Raw genomic sequence first — 17035 nt, 5'->3', positions numbered from 1 at the left:
GCTACTGGTGGGCGGCCGTGCGCAGTGAACGGTAGAGCAGGCGCGGGTCGCCCAGATGGTGGCGGAGCAGCTTCTCCAGGCCGCCGATCGGGACCAGGTTCTGGGGGGCGCGCGGGTCCTTGTAGTCGACGCCGGCCAGCGCCGGCAGGGCCAGCGTGACGGCGTCGGCCAGCTCGACGACCTGCGAGGGGTCGAGCTCGGCGCTGGCCTCGCAGCGGGCGATCCCCGCCCACGGCGCCGTCGACTGGACCGGCAGCCGCAGGTACCAGGCGTGCCGGCGCCAGCTCGTGCCCATGAGGAACACCGGCGTGCGCTGCCCCGGCGTGAGCGCGGCCACCACGGCCGACTGCGGCTGCGGCAGGTACGCCGCGTGGTGCGTCTTGATGTAGCCGACCGTCCGGGGCAGGTGGGTGCGTCCCCGCAGCGGGCCGTCCACCAGCAGCAGGTCGTCGCCCAGCGACCGGTGGCGGACGGCGAGGTCCACCTCCAGCTGGGTGACCTGGCGTTGCAGGGCGAGCGACAGCTCCTCGAAGCTGGAGTCGGCGGCCTTGTTCGGCAGGTAGGAGGCGTGCGCGGTCTTGACCTCCGGCGCGTACGGCGAGGCCGAGATCAGCGTCCTGTTGACCTCGATCGCGGCCAGCTCGGCCCCCTCGCGCCCGCAGCGGACGATCCCGGCGGCGTAGGAGGCGGCGATCCCGGGGACGGGCATCGGCAGGTCGGGATCGTGCACCCACACGCGGGCGTCGATCCGGCGCACCCCGTCGGCGACCAGCAGCGTCTCGGGGGCGGCGGCGCCGGGGCCCGGCGTGACGGGCTTCCAGTCGGCGGCCGGCCGCTCGACGTCGAGCACCAGCTCGGCACTGGTGGCGCCCAGTTCGGACAGGGCCTCGACGGCGATCGCGGCGGCGTAACCCGGGTCCCAGGGGTCGACGGTGAAGCCCGGGTTCACGGCCCCACCTTGCGCACGTGCGAGCCCTTCGCGTCGCGCAGCACCTCGAAGCGCGCGGGCACCCGGTCGGCCAGCGCCGGGACGTGGGTGACGACGCCGATCATGCGCTCCTGACCGGCGGCCAGGCGTTCGAGGGTGGTGGCGACGGTGTCGAGGGTGGCCGGGTCGAGGGTGCCGAAGCCCTCGTCCAGGAAGATCGAGTCGAGCCCTCTGGCGACGGCCCCCGACAGCGCCAGGGCCAGGGACAGCGCGGCCTGGAAGGTCTCGCCGCCGGACAGCGTGCGGGCGCTGCGCCGCAGGCCGGCCTCGCCGTGGTCGATGACCTCGATGTCGCCGGTGCGTTCGCCGAGCGCCAGCTCGTACTGGCCGTCGGACAGCTCCATCAGCGTCTCGGACGCCGCGGCGACCAGCACGGCCAGGGCCTCGGCGCACAACCACCGCTCGAAGGCGTTGGCCCGCAGGCGCAGCGCCAGCTCGTGGGCGACCTTGGCCTCGTGATCCTTCTCCGCGACGGCGGTCTCCAGCTCGGCGGCGCGCCTGCGTTCCTCGCGGACCCGTTCGAGGGCGCCGTCGGCCCGCGCGACCGCTCCGGCGACGGCCGCGCCGAGCTGGTCGGGGGTGGCGTTGCGGGGGACGGTGACGCCGTGCTCGGCCAGGCGTTCGGTCAGCCGGTGGCGTTCGGCGGCGAGCCGGGCGGTGGCCTGGGCGAGCTCCTGCTCGCGCTCGGCCAGGGCGGCGCGGGCGGCCTCGGCGGCCCGGTCGCGCCAGCCGAGCAGCTCGGTCCAGGCGCGGTGGAGGTCGTCGCGGGTGAGCGGCGGCGGCGCGTCGCCGGTGGGCGCGAGCACGAGCAGCCGGTCGCGGGTGGCCGCGAGCGTCTGCCAGGCGCTCTCGGCCTGCCGTTCGACCTGTTCGGCGGCGGTACGGGCGCGTTCGAGCTTCTTGCGCGCGTTGCGCATGGCGGTACGGGCCTCGGTGGCCAGGGCCTCGGCCTTGGCGATGGCGGCCAGGCGGCCTTCGATCTCGTTGCGGTCGCCGGGGGCGGGCAGCGCGGCCAGCTCGGCGTCGAGCCGGCTCGACTGCGTGGCCAGCATGGACGCCGACGTCTCGGCCTTGGCCAGGGCCGCCCGGCCACGGGCCGCGTGGTCGCGGGCCGCTGCCAGGGCGCGGTCGGCGGCGCCGAGATCGGCGGGCCTGTCGTGGTGGGGCAGCTCGGTGAGCGGGCGCAGGCAGAGCGGGCACGGCTCCCCCACGGCCAGCCGGTGGCTCAGACCGGCCGCGGTGTGGGCGTCGCGCAGCCGTTCGCGCTCGTGCTCGGCGTCGCTCAGCGCGCGTTCGGCGTCGGCGACCGCGGGGGTGAGGCGTTCCAGCGCCGTGGCGGCCTCGGCCGCCGCCCGGCGGGCGTCGGCGGCCTGGGCGGTGAGGCGCTCGCGGGCGTCGAGGGCGGCCAGCGCGGCCACCGGCTCGGCGCGGTCGCCTAGCGCGGCCAGCGCCTCGAACGCCTCGTGCTCGTCGGCCTCCACGGACGCCGTCTCGGTCTCCAGCGCGGCGACCGCGTCGGCGGCCTCGCGGCGGGCCGAGGCCAGCGTCGGCACCGCGGGCGGCATGCGCAGCGCGGCCAGCGCCGACTGCCGCTCGGCCACCGCCGCGCGTTCCTGCTCGGCCCGCCCGATGTCGCCCTCGCGGGAGCGCAGCAGGTCGAGGTCGGTGTCGATGGTGCCGGCCAGCCGCCGCAGCGCGGCCAGCCGGTCGGCCAGCTCGCGTTCGGCCTCGTCGGACGCGCCGGCCAGCTTGGCGAGCTGGTCGCGGGCGAAGGCGGCGGCGTTGCGCGCGGCCTCCTCGTCGCGGGCGGCCCGCTGCCTGATCAGCTCGTAGACGTCGGCGTCGAGGAGCTGCACCAGCAGGTCCTGGCGCTCGCGCGGCGCGGCGTGCAGGAACTCGGCGAACCGGCCCTGCGGCAGCACCACGCACTGGGTGAAGAACCTGTACTCCAGGCCGGTCACCCGCTGCACCTCGGGCGTGACGTTCTCTCCCTCGGCCAGCGGCTTCAGCACCATCTCGTACGCCGCGTCGAGCGGCGCCGCCGGGTCGAGCTCGTCGATCCTGGCCTCTTTGGTACGGACGGTCCCCTTGGCGTCGCGGACCAGCGAGCGCACCACGCCGTAGCGCCGCCGGTCGCTCTCGAACACCAGCGCCACCTTGCCCGAGCTCGCCGACGGCGCCAGGGCGTGGGCGATGACGTTCTCCTTGCCCCAGCGCGGGACGGTGCCGTACAGGGCGAAGCAGATGGCGTCGATGATCGTGCTCTTGCCGGCGCCGGTCGGGCCGACCAGGGCGAAGTACTCGGTGTCGGAGAAGTCGACGGTGGCCGGCTCGCGGAAACTGCCGAAGTGGTCGAGGTGCAGCAGCAGGGGACGCATCAGCCGGTCACCTCGTCGTAGAGCCGGTCGAACAGGGCGGCGACCTGGTCGTCGTGGCGGCCGGTCGCACTCAGGTACTCGCGGAACAGCTCGCGCGGGCTGCGTGCGGCCGACCCGGCCCGGCGCACCGCGGGCACCGGCCGGAACCGCTCGTCGAGGACGACGTCGACCGAGCCGGGCAGCAGGTCGCGCACCTGGTCGGACAGGCCGACGCGGGGCTTCTCCTCCACGATCACCTTGAGCCAGTCGTCGCCCGCCTCCAGGCCCTCCAGCTGCTCCAGCGTGCCGCGCACCGTGCGCAGCCGGCGCGCCGCGGCGAACGTCAGCTCCCGCACCACCGCGGGCCGCCCCGGCGTGACCTCCACCAGCAGCGCGCCCGGCGTGTTGCCCTCCTCGCCGAAGTCGACGGCCAGCGGCGAGCCGCTGTACCAGATCGGGCACGGGCCGGGGATCTGCTGCCTGCGGTGCAGGTGGCCGAGCGCGGCGTACTGGGTGGAGACCGGGAAGGCGTTGGGCTCGAAGTAGTAGGAGAAGATCGACTGGGCCTCGCGCTCGCCGCCGCCGAACGCGCCGCCCGGCAGGGTGCCGTGCGTGGTGATCAGGTTGACGGTGTCGCTCTGGAAGCCCGCGGTCAGCGCGCCGACCAGCTCGGAGATGCGGGTGGCGTAGTCGCGGTTGTGGTCGGCGGTGGTGCCGGTGAGCACCTCCGCGGCGCGTACGACATAGCGGTGGGACAGGAACGGCAGCACGCCCAGCCGCACCGGCTCCCCCGTGCGCGCGGTGAAGGCCAGCGTGCCGCCCGCGTCGGGACGGCGGAAGACGCCCACCACGTGCATGCCGAGCTTGCCCAGCACCGGCCGGTAGACCTCGAAGAGCTGCGGGTTGTCGTGGTTGCCGGCCAGCACCACCACGTCACGGCCGTCGCCGCGCAGCGCCATGAGCGCGTTGAGCACCAGCGACTGCGCCTCGGGCGTCGGCGCGGAGGTGTCGAACAGGTCGCCGGCCACCACGACCGCGTCGACGTCGTGGGTGCGGGCCGCCGCGACCAGCTCGCGCAGCACGGCCCGGTGCTCGTCCATGCGGGAGCGGCCCTTGAGCACCTTGCCCACGTGCCAGTCCGCGGTGTGCAGGAATTTCACCGAGCTCCCTTCAGAACGGCGGAATGTCGTCTTCGACGCCCGGCAACCCCTGGAACGGGTCGGCCGACGGGCTGACCCGCGAGGCCGCCTCGGCCGGCCGGGTCGCCCAGGCGGGGAACGGGAAGGCGACGGCCAGCGGCACCGGGATCTCCGGCTGGGCGACGAACATGGTGCCCGGCTTGGCGATCGTGGCGCGTTCCCTGACGGCCGGGGGCAGCCAGCCGTACTCGGAGCGGGCGGCCTCGGCCGGGTCGAGGCGGCCGGCGACGCGTACGGCGCTGTTGGAGACGATGCGGCGCTCGACCTCGGAGGCGGTCTGCTGGGCGCCGATGAGGATCACGCCGAGCGACCGGCCGCGCTCGGCCACGTCGAGCAGGATCTCCTTGATCGGCGAGTCGCCCTCGCGCGGCGCGTACTTGTTCAGCTCGTCGAGCACGACGAACAGCAGCGGCTTGGCCGTGCCCGAGGTCTCCTTGCGGTGGAACTCGCCGCGCAGCACGACGCCCACCACGAACCGCTGGGCCCGTTCGGGCAGGTTGTGCAGGTCGACGATGGTGACCTGGGCGTCGGACGTGCGCACCGAGTGGGCCCGGAAGAACGGCAGGTCGCCGCGGACGATCGGGGACAGCGGCTTGACGGCGCTGCGCAGCCTGCGCAGGAAGGCGTTGACCGTGCCGAGCGGGGTCTGGGCGCCGGTCCACTCGATGCGGGTGGCCTCGTCCTGCAACTGGTCGGACAGCAGCTCGACCAGGTCGCCGAAGGTGCGGCAGGCGGTGCCCCTGATCATGACCGCGCCGCCGTCGCCGACCGGCTCGGCCCATGACTTCAGCCGGGCCGCCACCTGGCCCACCAGCAGGGAGTAGCCGGCGCGCTCGTCGTCGGCGTCGGCGAAGACGAACCGCAGCAGCTCCTCCTCGCACAGCTCGACCAGCGTCCAGTAGAACGAGCTGACGCCCTGGGTGCGGGCGGACACGTGCGGCACGCCGTTGGGGTCGCCGGGCCGCGGCGGCGCGAACACGTGCACGCTGCCGAACGGCTGGGCGGGCAGCCCGAGCCGGGCGTACGCGGCCCGCGCCTGGTCGTCGAGGCGCACGTTGTCGTGGTCGAGGAAGAGCAGGTCCTCGCCCTTGACGGAGAAGATCAGGGCCTTGGTGTTGGCCGACTCGGCGTCGAGCACGCCCGAGTTGAAGATCGAGTAGAGCAGGAACGTGGCGAAGGACGTCTTGGTGGCCACGCCGGAGACGCCGGAGATCGACACGTGCGCGCCGCGGGTGCCGTCGAGGAAGTCGAAGTTGACGTAGAGCGGCAGGCCGTCGCGGCCCATGCCCATGGGCACCCGGCGGTCCATCACGTCGAAGTAGAGCGCCTGGTCGCGGTCGCCGGCCCCGGCCACGAAGACCTTCGCGCCCGGCAGCGGCGGCACGAACACCTCGGGCTCGACCCTGGTCACCCGCACCTCGGCCACCTCGACCACGGCGGCGGGCAGCGCGCCCTCGGCGATGAGGAACACGTCGGAGTCGTAGGCGGCGCCCTCGTGCCTGGCCTCGACCGTGGTCACCACGCCGGCGACCAGCACCGGGCCGTGGCCGGGCACGTCGCGCCTGGTGACCACGACGTCGTCGAGCTGGAGCACCTTGCCGGGCTCCAGGCCGACCCAGAACGACAGCGGCGAGGCGGCCTGGGTGCCCAGGACCCGGCCGACCGCCTCACCGGTCGCCATCGCCGCAGGAGACGCCTCGCGGCTCGCAGCCCCGTTGACCGTCACGAATCCCTCCACCACCAGACATGCCCTTCCAAAGGAGAGTAGTCGGGGGCCGGGGATGCGTCCGGCTCATTGCCGCCTTCGCCGCGCCGCGTCAGAGCGCGAAGGCCGCCTTGGTCCAGGCGAACTGGGCGTCGAGAACCTCGCCCAGCAGGCCGGCCAGCGCGGGGTCGGCCCGCCCGGCCGACTGCCTCGGCCCGATGCGGCCGCCCTCGGCGCTCCGCCCGGCCACCAGCAGCACCCGCGCGCCCGCCCGGTCGACCGCCAGGGCCGCGGCCGGCTCCCACGCGCCGTCGCGGTGCGCCGCGGCGGGCCTGCGCGGCCCCTCCCGGTGCGCCGGAGGTCGCCACGCGGCCTGGCCCTCCGCCGGCGCGAGGGCAGGCGCGGGGGCGACGAGCACCATCGCGTCGACCCGCATCGCCGTGGCCACCCGCCGCCGGGACTCGTCGAAGGCCGTCTCTGGCGGCACGGGCTGGGCCCGCATCGACTCGGCCATCGTGCGCAGCAACGCGGGCAGGTCGAGCTCGCCCGCCGGCGGAGCCAGCTCGTACTGCAGGTAGCCGACCAGCGGGAACGGCGGGTCGGGGAGGGTGTTGTAGCCGAGGAACAGCCTCGGCCACCCGGCCGACTCCGAGGGGCCGGTCAGCGCGCCGTGAGCCACCCGCCCGAGCTCGCCGCACCCGTGGTGGGGCAGGCCATTGACTGACCGCAACATCGCCATGCACGAATTGTTGCAGACCGATTACCTTCAGTTGCGCGTTCTCCACGAGAGCCCGGGGCCTCCGCCGTCCAGCGTGATCATCTTGATGGGAGCCATGGATACCACCCGGGTCCGACAGAACCGGCTCCGCACAGCCCGCGTTGTCCGGATGTGGACGGTCCGGTCAACCTGTCGCGTCCGTCCGCCGTCCCTTCTGTGTCACATCCGTCACAAAGGGAAAACGTCGTGCGCCTGCCCCTGATCCTGCCCTTGGCCGTCCTGCTGTTCGCCACGCCCGCGCCCGGGAGCGGCACGGTGGCGGCGTACACGTGCAGGACCACCGGTACGAACGAGACGCAGATCGTCAAGATGGACATCACGCTCACCGTGCCCGCGACCGCCTCCGCAGGCCGGCAGATGACCATCGGCTGGCGCGGCTCGTACGTCGAGGGCGCCGAGCTGCGCGCCCCCGCCACCGGCCTGGACGGCGAGGTCAACCTCTACGCCTACGCCGCCGTCAGCGGGATCGACCGGCTGACCTCGGCGACGGGCGTCGGCAGCCCCGGCCTGATCGTCCCGGGGGCGGTCATCCCCCTCCCCCGGGGCACGGTCGAGCTGCGGACCACGCCCCGGGATCCGGGAGCGGGCACGGTCCGGCCCGCGTCGGTGAACTTCGGGCCGACCCCGCAGCGACGCCTGATCGAGTGCGAGCTCCAGGACAAGGACGCGCCCAAGTCGTACCCCCTGACCGTCACCGCCGCCGGCACCGCCGCGAGCCCGGATACCTCGGACACTCCGGACACCCAAGACATCTCGGACACGGAGGCCACGCCCCCGGACGAGACCGCCGAGGACACGCCCACCGCCACGCCGACGGGCGGCGCGAACACGGGCGGCGGGGGCGAGGCGGGCCCCGACGGGCGGGCGCTGGCGCTGGCCGGCTCGCTGGTCCTCGCCGCCGCCCTCACCGGCCTACGCCTGCGCCGCCCGTCCCGCCCGTAGACGGTCCGCGCCCGGTGCGTGACCCGGCCGTACGGGCCGGGCCGCGTGTCATGCGTGCACGTACGTGCTCCTATGATCCGATGCGTGGCCAAGTACTTCGACCTGCACCCTGACAACCCCCAGCCTCGCCTGATCGGCCAGGTGGTCGAGTCCCTGCACGCCGACGGGCTGATCGCGTACCCGACGGACTCGTGCTACGCGCTGGGGTGCCGGCTGGGCAACAAGGACGGCCTCGACCGGATCAGAGAGATCCGGCACCTCGGCAGCGACCACCACTTCACCCTGGTCTGCAAGGACTTCGCGCAGTTCGGTCAGTTCGTTCATGTGAGCAACGCGGTGTTCCGGCTGGTCAAGGCGGCGACTCCGGGCGGGTACACGTTCATCCTGCCGGCGACCAAGGAGGTGCCGCGCAGGTTGCTGCATCCCCGGAAGAAGACCGTCGGCGTCCGGATCCCCGATCACGTCGTCACCCAGGCGCTGCTGGCCGAGCTCGGCGAACCGCTGGTGTCGAGCACGCTGATCCTGCCCGGCGAGACCGAGCCCTCGACGCAGGGCTGGGAGATCAAGGAGAGCCTCGACCACCTGGTGGACGCCGTCATCGATTCGGGGAAATGCGGCGCCACGCCGACGACCGTCGTGGACCTCTCGCAGGACGAGCCCGAGATCCTTCGTCGCGGCACCGGAGACCCGTCCCTCTTCGAATAGGCCCGGCCGGCCACCCGAAGGGGAGGCCGGCCGGGCCCGCTCTCACCCTGGACGGCCGGGAGCGGTGACCAGGGCGCTCTGTCCCGGCGCGACCCGCGTGACCACGGCGGGGGCGTCCGGGAAGCGGGCCTGCCAGCGGTAGGTGGTGTCGCTGGAGGTGTTGGTGAGCGTGGTGGCGGTCCTGCCGTCGTGCCGGACGGTGATCGTGCCGTCACCCACGGGGATGCCCGAGACCTCGGCCCAGGCGATGTCGTCGGGCAGGCGGGACAGCGTGGTCACGGCGTTCACGTCGGGTGTGACGCCGAGCAGGCCCTCGACGACCTGGCTGACGAGAGTGAAGGACACCTCCGGGTAGTCGCCGTTGAGGCCGCCCGCGACGTGCGGTTCCGCACGCCGGTCGAAGACGTGCCGCATCCAGCGCCAGGCGGCCGCGTTCCTGTCGTGACGGAAGAAGGTGTCGGGCAGGTACGTGTAGGCCTCGATGTTGCGGGGACGCTCGGGGCCGGCGGCTTGGCCGTCGATGAAGTCGAGGTAGGCCTCGTTGCGCGGACCTGGCTCGATGAGGTCCTTGAGCGGCATGAACCAGCTGTTCTCACAGCCCCATCCGGTGACGGGGGCGCCGTCCACGGTGTAGCCGCGCACCAGGTCCGCGGGGTTCTCGCCAACGCTCCAGACCTCGTTGAAGTGCCGCCTCAGCTCGGCGGCCCGGCCGGCGAAGTCCTCGCCGTCCAGGCCGCGGGCCCGGCTCAGGGCGCTCATCGCCAGGTACGCCTGGTACCGGGAGCCGACGGAGTCCCCCGCCTCCGCCAGGTGCTCGCCGGCCAGCTCGTTGTAGCTGGCCACGCCCTGGAAGATGCCTTTTCCGGTGGCCCGCGGCACGATCTCCGTCAGCGCGTTGCGGTAGTAGGACCACAGCACGGGATCCTCGACGTAGGCGCGGTCCCAGGTCCATCGGTAGGCGGCCCAGGCCTTCTCCACCAGCTCGTACACCGCGGGCAGCTCGCGGACGAAGGAGCCGGGGCCGCGGTAGTCGATGGACAGGTAGGAGCCGTCGAAGTTGAACGCCCACACCAGGTGGAAGCCGTGCTCGGGGGTGGCCGAGGCGGCGAAGCAACGCAGCATGGTGAGGTTGGCCTCGGCCATGCCGAGCAGGTGCGCGCCGACGATCTGGTGGGCGAAGTCGCGGGCGTAGAAGCCGCTGCGGTGTGCGTAACCCGCCCAGTAGGAGGGCAGGTAGCGGCCCTGTCCCGTCCCCTCGGGCCGGTGCTCGTCGACGTCGACGGGGCCCTGCGAGCCGCCCTCGTGCCGCAGGCGCAGCGCCTTCGCCCGGGCCCACTCGAACATCGCGACCAGCTCGGAGCTGGCCGAGCCGATGCGCATCATGGGCCGATGCTGGGACGGATCACCAGCTCCCCGGGCAGCAGCAGCCCCGCCTGAGGGGTCGCGCCGTCCTCCACCGTCTGGATCAGCCGGCCGATCAGCGCCCGCGCGATGCGCTGGAGCGGCAGCCGTACCGTGGTCAGGGCGGGATGGAGGAATGCGGTGAGGGGAAGGTCGTCGAAGGCGGCCAGAGCGAGGTCGGCGCCGATCTCGATGCCCTCCTCCCTGGCCGCGGCGTAGACGCCGAGCGCGAGCCAGTCGCCGGCGGCCACGACGGCCGTCGGACGGTTGCGTCCGCGCAGCAGCTCACGGGTGACCGTGACGAGCTCCGCTGGGCCGTCGCCCGGCGCGGAGAACTCCTGCCCCACCAGGCCGTGCCTGCGGACGCCGGCGCGGAAGCCCTCTCTGCGGTCCTCCATCCAGGGTTGCGCGCCGACGGAGGCCAGGAAGGCCACGCGCCGATGCCCCCTGGCGGCCAGCAGCCCGACCAGCTCGATGACCGCCTGAACGCTGTCGACGTCCACCCACGACTGCGGCTGGTCCGGCATCGTCCTGCCGAACGCGGCGAACGGGAACCCCGCCTCGGTCAGGTGCGCGACTCTGGGGTCGTCGCGCATCACGTCCGACAGCAGGAAGGCGTCCACGGTGCGGGCCGCGATCACCTCGTCCAGCGCCTGTTGCTGGCTCTGGCCCGGGCGCGGCCGCAGCAGCAGGATCCGGTAGCCGACCTCGCCGGCCGAGGCCACCACGGCCTCCAGGAACCCGCCCATCAGCGGGTTGGGGTTGGCGGGATCGTCCACCGGCGTCGGGTAGGCGATGATGCGCCTGGTGCCCGACTTGAGGCTGCGCGCCGACTGGTCGGGCCGGTAGCCGAGCTCCTCGATCAGCCGGGTCACCCGTTCCAGCGTCTCCGGCTTGAGCCGCTGGGGGGCGTTGAGCGCGTTGGAGATCGTCTGGCGGGACACGCCGGCCGCGCGGGCGACGTCCTCGATGGTGATCCCACGGCGTGCCGCCACTCAGTCTCTCCTCACCGTCAGCAGGCCCCCCACGGGGACCTCGACCACGCTCGCGCCGGAGGTGAAGCGCAGCTCGCTCTCGCTCACGAGCCGCCCGCCGCAGTCGCGGACCTCGGCCGTCGCGACACCCCGCCCGTACAGGACGACGCGGGTGTCGGGGGCGGCGTTGGCCACGAGCAGCTCTGCGGTCTCCGGCACGTCCACAGGCAGGGCAGCGTACCGGGCCACGACCTCGCTCTCCTCACTGTAGGCCCGCACCAGCGGGTATCCGTGCTCGACCCCGTGCGGTTCCAGCACGCCGAGCTGCAGCGTGCCCAGGTGGCTGCGGAAGACGCCCAGCCAGAACCGGATCGCGGCGAGCTGGTCGGGCCGCTGGGCCGCCAAGTCCACGGAGATCTGCGGCACCGAGAAGAGCACGTTGATCAGGTGTACCGCGACCTGCTCGGCGGACTCGTCCGGATGCCAGAGGATCATGTCCGAGTGCACGGCCTGAGGTCCGGCGGTCAGCCGCAGGTCGATCGTCCGCTGCCGGTTCTCCTGCGGGCTGAGCGGGCAGTCCACCGCCCTGACCATGTTCGCGTACGGCCACAGACCTGGGCTCGTGTACGGCTGGCGGTGCTCGATCAGCACGTCCGGCTTCGCCGCCCGGAGCCTGACGTCGAGCTCGCGCAGCAGCTCGGCCACCCCTTCGTCGGTGCCGAAACGGTCGACGAAGTCGATCTTCAGGCCGTCCGCGCCCCACTCCTCCACCGCTCGCGCCAGCTTGTCGACGAGAAACGCGCGCACCTCGGGGTGACGCGGGTCGAGGACGGCCGCGTCCATGTGGTCGAGGTAGCGCAGGAACTTCCCCTCGAAACGCTCGAACGCGGCGTTGTGCTTGCCCACGAACGGCAGCGCGTACCACAACAGGTAGGCCATGCCGTCGTTCTGGACCTTCTGGATGTGCTGCCGGATGTCGGAGATGTTGGGCTCCCAGTCGCCGCAGAAGGCGTACCCCCGCGACCGGTCGGCCGTCTGCCACCCGTCGTCCACGATCATCGTGGCGCAGCCCAGCTTCTTCGCCAGCCGGGCCTGGAGCTCCACCGACTCCCGCGAGACCTCCTGGTGCATGCTGTACCAGGTCGAGTACACGGGCAGCCTGGCCTGACGCGGCGTGGGCGGCAGGTCGCGGCCCTCCTGCCACCATCCGGCGACCTCGGTCAGCGCCGCGGAGAACTGCCGGTCCGACAGGTCCAGCCGGATCCGCAGCCCCTCGTTCTGCACGGTGAAGACGAACTCGCCGGTCTCCTCGATCACGCCGCCGGTGAAGCTGCCGGTCACCGAGGCCAGGGCCACCGTGCACAGGTTGGCCCCCGCCGTGCCGACAAGGCTGACGACGGGCGCGCCGGAGACCAGCCCGGCCGCCGTCGCAGAGCTCCAGATCGGCGGGATCCAGCGGGTGCCCGAGCCCGGCGTCCAGAAGGCCGCGGCGTCGACGCACGGCAGTCTCCACTGCGCCGCGGTCCCTTCCGGGGCGTCGATCAGCCAGACGTCCGGCGCGACCGGGGTGACCGTGATCGCCTCCGTACCGGCTATCGCCACCTCGACCTCGCCCGCGCGGACGACGGTCGTCTCCCCGAGGGCGTGCGGCTCCCAGATCTGCATGATCAACCTTTCGTGGCCCCGGCCAGCAGGCCGGAGATGAACTGTTTCTGAAGGACGAGAAAGAGGATCATCATGGGCAGCGCGGAGATCGCGGTGCCCACCATGACCTGGCCGAAGTCGGTCCTGGCCAGCCCCTGGAGGGTGGCCAGCGCGACCGGCAGGGTGAACATCCCGGGCGTGCGCAGCGCGATCAGCGGCCACAGGAAGTCGTTCCACGCGCCGAGGAACAGGAAGACCGCCAACGCCGCGAGCGCGGGCCGCATGACCGGCACCACCACCCGCCACAACACCCGGAGCTCCCCCGCCCCGTCCACGCGCGCCGCGTCCAGCAACTCGTCGGGGACGGCCTGCAGCGACTGCCGGATGAGGAAGATCCCGAACGGGACGGTCAGGTTCGGCAGGATGAGCGCCGGGAAGGTGTCGATCAGCCCGAGGTCGTTCATCATCTCGAAGATCGGGATGATGGTGACGCCGCCCGGGATCACCAGCGTCGACAGCAGCAGGACGAAGAAGGCGTTCCTGCCACGGAACTCGAACTTGGCGAACGCGTAGCCCGCCAGCAACGCCACGACCAGCGCGATCGACGTCTGGACGGTCGCCACGAGCAGCGTGTTCCCCAGCACGTGCAGCAGGCCGATGGACTCCTCCAGCTTCGCGGTGTTCGCTCCGAGCTGGTCGCCCGGCGAGAACGTGGGCGTGGCGCCGAAGATGTCGGCGTTGGCGTGCGTGGCCGCCATGGTCAGCCAGTAGAACGGGCCGACGCACAGGGCGAAGCACGCGGCGAGCGCGAAGGTCAGCAGCCAGCCCTTCATTTCCTGCCTCCGGTGAGCTTGAGCTGCACCAGCCCGAAGCCGGCCACGATCAGCGTGAGCGCGTAGGCGATCGCCGAGGCGTAACCGAAGTCGAAGTAGCGGAAGCCGTTCTGGTACAGGTAGAGGGAGATCGTCAGGGTGGAGTTGTCCGGGCCGCCGCCGGTGAGCACGAACGGCTCGTCGAACAGCTGCAGCGTGCCGATCGCCGACAACACGATCGTCAGCAGCAGGATCGGCCGCAGTTGCGGGACGGTGATCGACCAGAAGCGGCGGACCGCTCCCGCGCCGTCGACCATCGCCGCCTCGTACAGCTCCTTCGCGATGCTCTGCAGCCCGGCCAGGTAGATCACCGCGTTGTAGCCGCAGTAGTGCCAGGTCAGCGCGATGACGATGGCGATTCGTGCCCAGAAGGGGCTGCCCAGCCAGTCGATCGGGCTGACGCCGAAGAGGCCGAGCAGCCAGTTGAGCAGGCCGGAGTCCTTGCTGAGGATCACCGAGAACATCACGCCGTAGGCGACCAGGCCGGTCAGCGAGGGCATGAAGACGCCGAGCCGCCACAGGGCGCGCAGCCGTACGAGCCTGGAGTTGAGGCCCAGCGCCAGCAGCAGTGCGAGGGTCAGCATGATCGGGACCTGGACGACGAGGATCAGCGCGGTGTTCCACAACGACGTCCAGAACAGCGGGTCGTTCACCAGCCTGACGTAGTTGTCCAGTCCGGCGAAGGAACGCGCCGCCCCGGCGCCGGTCGTCAGGCTGATGTAGGCCGCCGCCAGGATCGGATAGGCCTTGAAGCAGACGAAGCCGAGCAGCGCGGGCAGCACCAGGAAGTACGGAACGTTTCTCCTGGTGAGCAGGCGGCCGGTCATCCCGCGAGCTTCCTGCCGGACTGCTGGGACAACTGCTGGGCCGCCTGGCTCAGCGCCGCGGCCGGGTCGGCGCCCTTCAGCAGAACCTGGGTCTGCGCGTCACTGGCGATCTTCAGCGCGCGGGCGTAGTCGCCGGAGTAGTAGGTGGCGTCCGCGCCCTCGCCCAGCGCGTCCACGAAGGTCTTGAGCGCGGGCTGCCCGCCGTAGTAGTCCGTCTTGGCGGTGAACCGCGGGTCGGCGTAGGCGGCGTTCAGGGCGGGGAAGACCCCGCCGTCCTTGAACGCCTTGTTGATGACCTCGGGCCTGGTCAGCGCGTACTCGAGGAACTTGAACGCCTCCGCCTTGTGCGGGCTGGTCCCGGAGACCGACAGGTACGTGGAGTTGACGATCGCGGTGCGCTTGCCGCCCGGCACGACGGCCGGCGGCTGCATGACGCGCCAGAGCCCCTTCTGCTCCGGCCACATCTCGGGGATGTAGCCGACCGCCCAGGCCGCCCACGGCAGCACCGCGACCTTGTTCTCGCTGATCAGCTTCTTCCGCGTGCCCTCGCCGGAGGTGTCGGCGACGATCCCGGCGTCGTTCATCTTCTTGATCAGGGTCATCGCCTGCACGGCGGGCGCCGAGGAGAGCGTGACCTCTCCCTGACGGTCGAAGTAGAAGGCGCCCTGCTGCTGCAGCAGCGACTGGAAGAGGTCCATGTCCACGCTGCCGGCCGCCGGCTTGTTCAGTCCGATCAGGTAGGCGCCCGTCTTCTCCTTGAGCTTCTTGCCCGCCTCGATCGCGTCGTCCCAGGTCCTGATCGCCGCCGAGTCGATGCCCGCCTTGTCGAACAGGTCCGAACGGTAGAAGAACCCGACCGGGTTGACCTCCCACGGCATCGCGTACGCCTTGCCGTCCTTGCCGGTGACCGTCGGCCACAGACCCTTGGCGAAGGCGTCCTTGTACTTGTCGGCGCCCAGCTCGCTCAGGTCCGCCAGCCCGCCGGGGAACTTCTCCATGTATCCGGGCAGGTAGTCGATGCCGATGTGCAGGACGTCCCCCAGGCCCTTGCCTCCCGCGGCCATCCCCACCGTGATCTTCTCCCAGATCGCGGGGTTCCCGACCACCTGGACGTCGACCTTGATGCCGGGGTTCGCCTGCTCGAAGTCCTTGGCCACCGAGGCCAGCCCGTCGGAGGCGGGCTTCCAGCTCCAGACCGTGATCTTCACGGGACCGGTGGACGTCTGGTCGCTCCCGCCCCCGCCGCCGCAGGCCGTGACAGCCAGGGCGAGAGTCGCGGAGACGACCGTGACGAGAGGTCGGTTCATGATGATTCCTTTCTCGGGGGGTGCAGGGCGGCGGCCAGACGCTGTACGGCCTCGCCCGAGGTGGTGGCGTGGGGCGACAGACGGATCCACTCGCCCCGCAGAGTCGTGGTGAGCCCGGCGGCGGCCAGCGCGGCATGGACGGCCGCCGGATCCCGGCCGGGCATCGTGAAGGACCCGATCCCGCTCCACTCCGCGGTGCCGCCTCCGGCGCCATGTCCGGCGCCACGTCCGGCGCCGGGCGGCGCCGGTCCGCCGGCGCCGGCGGGCCCGTCCAGCAGCACCCGTGCCCCGGCGGCGCGGGCCGTGTCGAGCAGCTCACCCAGCCGGTCGGCCGTCCTGCGGCCGATCTCCGCGACGCCGGCCTCCAGGACCAGCTCGATCGCGACGCCCAGGGCGGCCACGGCGGACCAGTCGGGATTGGTCATCGTGTGCGCGGCCGCTCCCGCGAGCGGCGGCCGGGGCGCGGGCCCCGCCAGCGGGTCCTCGACCCCCGACCACCCGCCGAGTCCTGGCGCCATCAGCCCGGCGACGCGGTCGCGGGCCAGGAGGAGAGCCGCTCCCCATCCGGCGCGCAGCCACTTCTGCCCGCCGCAGACCAGCACGTCGGCGGCCTCCACCTCCAGCGGCACGACGCCCAGCCCCTGGATCGCGTCCACGACGAGCACGCGTCCCGGCCCGAGCACCTCCTTCAGCGCGCCCAGCGGCGCCGGGTAGCCGGTGAGCGCGTCGACCGCGCTGACCGCGAGTGCCCGCACCGACGCGTCCAGGTGCTCGGCCAGCACCTGTGGGGTGAGGCGCGCTTCGTCGATCCACCGCACCCGGAGCCCGCCGCGTCCCTCGAACCGCAGCCAGGGGTAGACGTTCGCGGGGAACTCGCCCCGGGGCAGCAGCACCACGCCCTCTCCGGGCAGCGCGGCGGCGGCGGCGAACAGCCCGTGGCTGGTGGAGGAGAGGAACGCCACTTCGTGCTCGGCCGCCCGCAGCAGCCGCGCCGCGGCCGAGCGCGTGCGCGCGGCCTGCTCCTCGAACCAGGCGAGCGGCATGTCGCCGACGCGGCGGCGGGCCGACTCGGCCAGGACCGCCGCGACCGCGTGGGAGAGCGGCCCCAGCCGGGCGAAGTCGAGGTAGCCGGACGGCTCTCCAAAAATTTGAACGTTCATATCCTCTGGCGGGCCCGTCTAGGCATGACGAAGGGGGAGCGTGCTGTTGACCGGGGATAACAGGGCGAAGCGATATGAACGTTCATATTACGCAGCTTCCTCCTGGCCGCAAGCAAAGATTGCATAACGGGCCAGGGAAGCAGGCGGCTCACACAGCTGCTGGAAAACGAGAAAGC

At 72.4% G+C, this 17035-nt stretch carries 14 protein-coding genes; 2 read left to right on the top strand and 12 right to left on the bottom strand.

The annotated features are described in order from the left end of the window. Window position 1: 1 nt before the first annotated feature. The 5 genes from AB0J76_RS32975 to AB0J76_RS32955 form a co-directional block, all read right to left on the bottom strand. Complete coding sequence (locus AB0J76_RS32975; protein ID WP_352323319.1) at window positions 2-949, bottom strand: hypothetical protein; 948 nt, start codon at window positions 947-949, stop codon at window positions 2-4. Beyond that, window positions 946-3366 (bottom strand): SMC family ATPase, encoded by a 2421-nt coding sequence (locus AB0J76_RS32970; RefSeq protein WP_352323318.1) that lies wholly within the window; start codon window positions 3364-3366, stop codon window positions 946-948. The genes AB0J76_RS32975 and AB0J76_RS32970 overlap by 4 nt, the downstream gene beginning before the upstream one ends. Next, on the bottom strand, window positions 3366-4505 hold the full coding sequence (locus AB0J76_RS32965) for an exonuclease SbcCD subunit D (protein WP_352323317.1): 1140 nt from the start codon (window positions 4503-4505) through the stop codon (window positions 3366-3368). Before AB0J76_RS32965 ends, AB0J76_RS32970 begins: the two co-directional genes overlap by 1 nt. A gap of 10 nt (window positions 4506-4515) precedes the next feature. Further along, window positions 4516-6225 carry an ATP-binding protein gene (locus AB0J76_RS32960; RefSeq protein WP_352323316.1) on the bottom strand — a complete coding sequence of 570 codons (1710 nt, stop codon included), beginning with the start codon at window positions 6223-6225 and terminating at the stop codon, window positions 4516-4518. 136 nt (window positions 6226-6361) lie between these two features. Beyond that, on the bottom strand, window positions 6362-6988 hold the full coding sequence (locus AB0J76_RS32955) for a hypothetical protein (RefSeq protein WP_352323315.1): 627 nt from the start codon (window positions 6986-6988) through the stop codon (window positions 6362-6364). Between the two features lie 225 nt (window positions 6989-7213). Here AB0J76_RS32955 and AB0J76_RS32950 point away from each other — a divergent pair, with 225 nt between their 5' ends. Both AB0J76_RS32950 and AB0J76_RS32945 read left to right on the top strand, forming a co-directional pair. Next, complete coding sequence (locus AB0J76_RS32950; protein WP_352323314.1) at window positions 7214-7969, top strand: hypothetical protein; 756 nt, start codon at window positions 7214-7216, stop codon at window positions 7967-7969. Between the two features lie 84 nt (window positions 7970-8053). Further along, window positions 8054-8674 (top strand): L-threonylcarbamoyladenylate synthase, encoded by a 621-nt coding sequence (locus AB0J76_RS32945; protein WP_352323313.1) that lies wholly within the window; start codon window positions 8054-8056, stop codon window positions 8672-8674. Window positions 8675-8716: 42 nt separating this feature from the next. On the opposite strand, the gene AB0J76_RS32940 is transcribed toward AB0J76_RS32945, so the two are convergent. The 7 genes from AB0J76_RS32940 to AB0J76_RS32910 are packed head-to-tail and all read right to left on the bottom strand — an operon-like array spanning window position 8717 to window position 16859. Then, window positions 8717-10057 carry a hypothetical protein gene (locus AB0J76_RS32940; RefSeq protein WP_352319585.1) on the bottom strand — a complete coding sequence of 447 codons (1341 nt, stop codon included), beginning with the start codon at window positions 10055-10057 and terminating at the stop codon, window positions 8717-8719. Then, window positions 10054-11070, bottom strand: a complete 1017-nt coding sequence (locus tag AB0J76_RS32935) for a LacI family DNA-binding transcriptional regulator (RefSeq protein ID WP_352319583.1) — start codon at window positions 11068-11070, stop codon at window positions 10054-10056. The genes AB0J76_RS32940 and AB0J76_RS32935 overlap by 4 nt, the downstream gene beginning before the upstream one ends. Beyond that, window positions 11071-12714: a glycoside hydrolase family 36 protein gene (locus AB0J76_RS32930; protein ID WP_352319582.1), complete on the bottom strand. Its 1644-nt coding sequence runs from the start codon at window positions 12712-12714 to the stop codon at window positions 11071-11073. It lies immediately after the preceding gene. 2 nt (window positions 12715-12716) lie between these two features. Continuing rightward, window positions 12717-13526, bottom strand: a complete 810-nt coding sequence (locus AB0J76_RS32925; RefSeq protein ID WP_352319580.1) for a carbohydrate ABC transporter permease — start codon at window positions 13524-13526, stop codon at window positions 12717-12719. Beyond that, window positions 13523-14392, bottom strand: coding sequence for a sugar ABC transporter permease (locus AB0J76_RS32920; RefSeq protein WP_352319578.1), 870 nt, complete (start codon window positions 14390-14392; stop codon window positions 13523-13525). Before AB0J76_RS32920 ends, AB0J76_RS32925 begins: the two co-directional genes overlap by 4 nt. Then, on the bottom strand, window positions 14389-15699 hold the full coding sequence (locus AB0J76_RS32915; protein ID WP_352319576.1) for a sugar ABC transporter substrate-binding protein: 1311 nt from the start codon (window positions 15697-15699) through the stop codon (window positions 14389-14391). The genes AB0J76_RS32920 and AB0J76_RS32915 overlap by 4 nt, the downstream gene beginning before the upstream one ends. Next, window positions 15696-16859: an aminotransferase class V-fold PLP-dependent enzyme gene (locus AB0J76_RS32910; protein WP_352319574.1), complete on the bottom strand. Its 1164-nt coding sequence runs from the start codon at window positions 16857-16859 to the stop codon at window positions 15696-15698. Before AB0J76_RS32910 ends, AB0J76_RS32915 begins: the two co-directional genes overlap by 4 nt. Window positions 16860-17035 lie beyond the last annotated feature (176 nt).

Source organism: Nonomuraea sp. NPDC049624 (assembly GCF_040675255.1).
Taxonomy (GTDB): Bacteria; Actinomycetota; Actinomycetes; order Streptosporangiales; family Streptosporangiaceae; genus Nonomuraea.
Note: the sequence above shows the minus strand (reverse complement) of the source record. Positions and strands in the feature narration are given on the sequence as shown.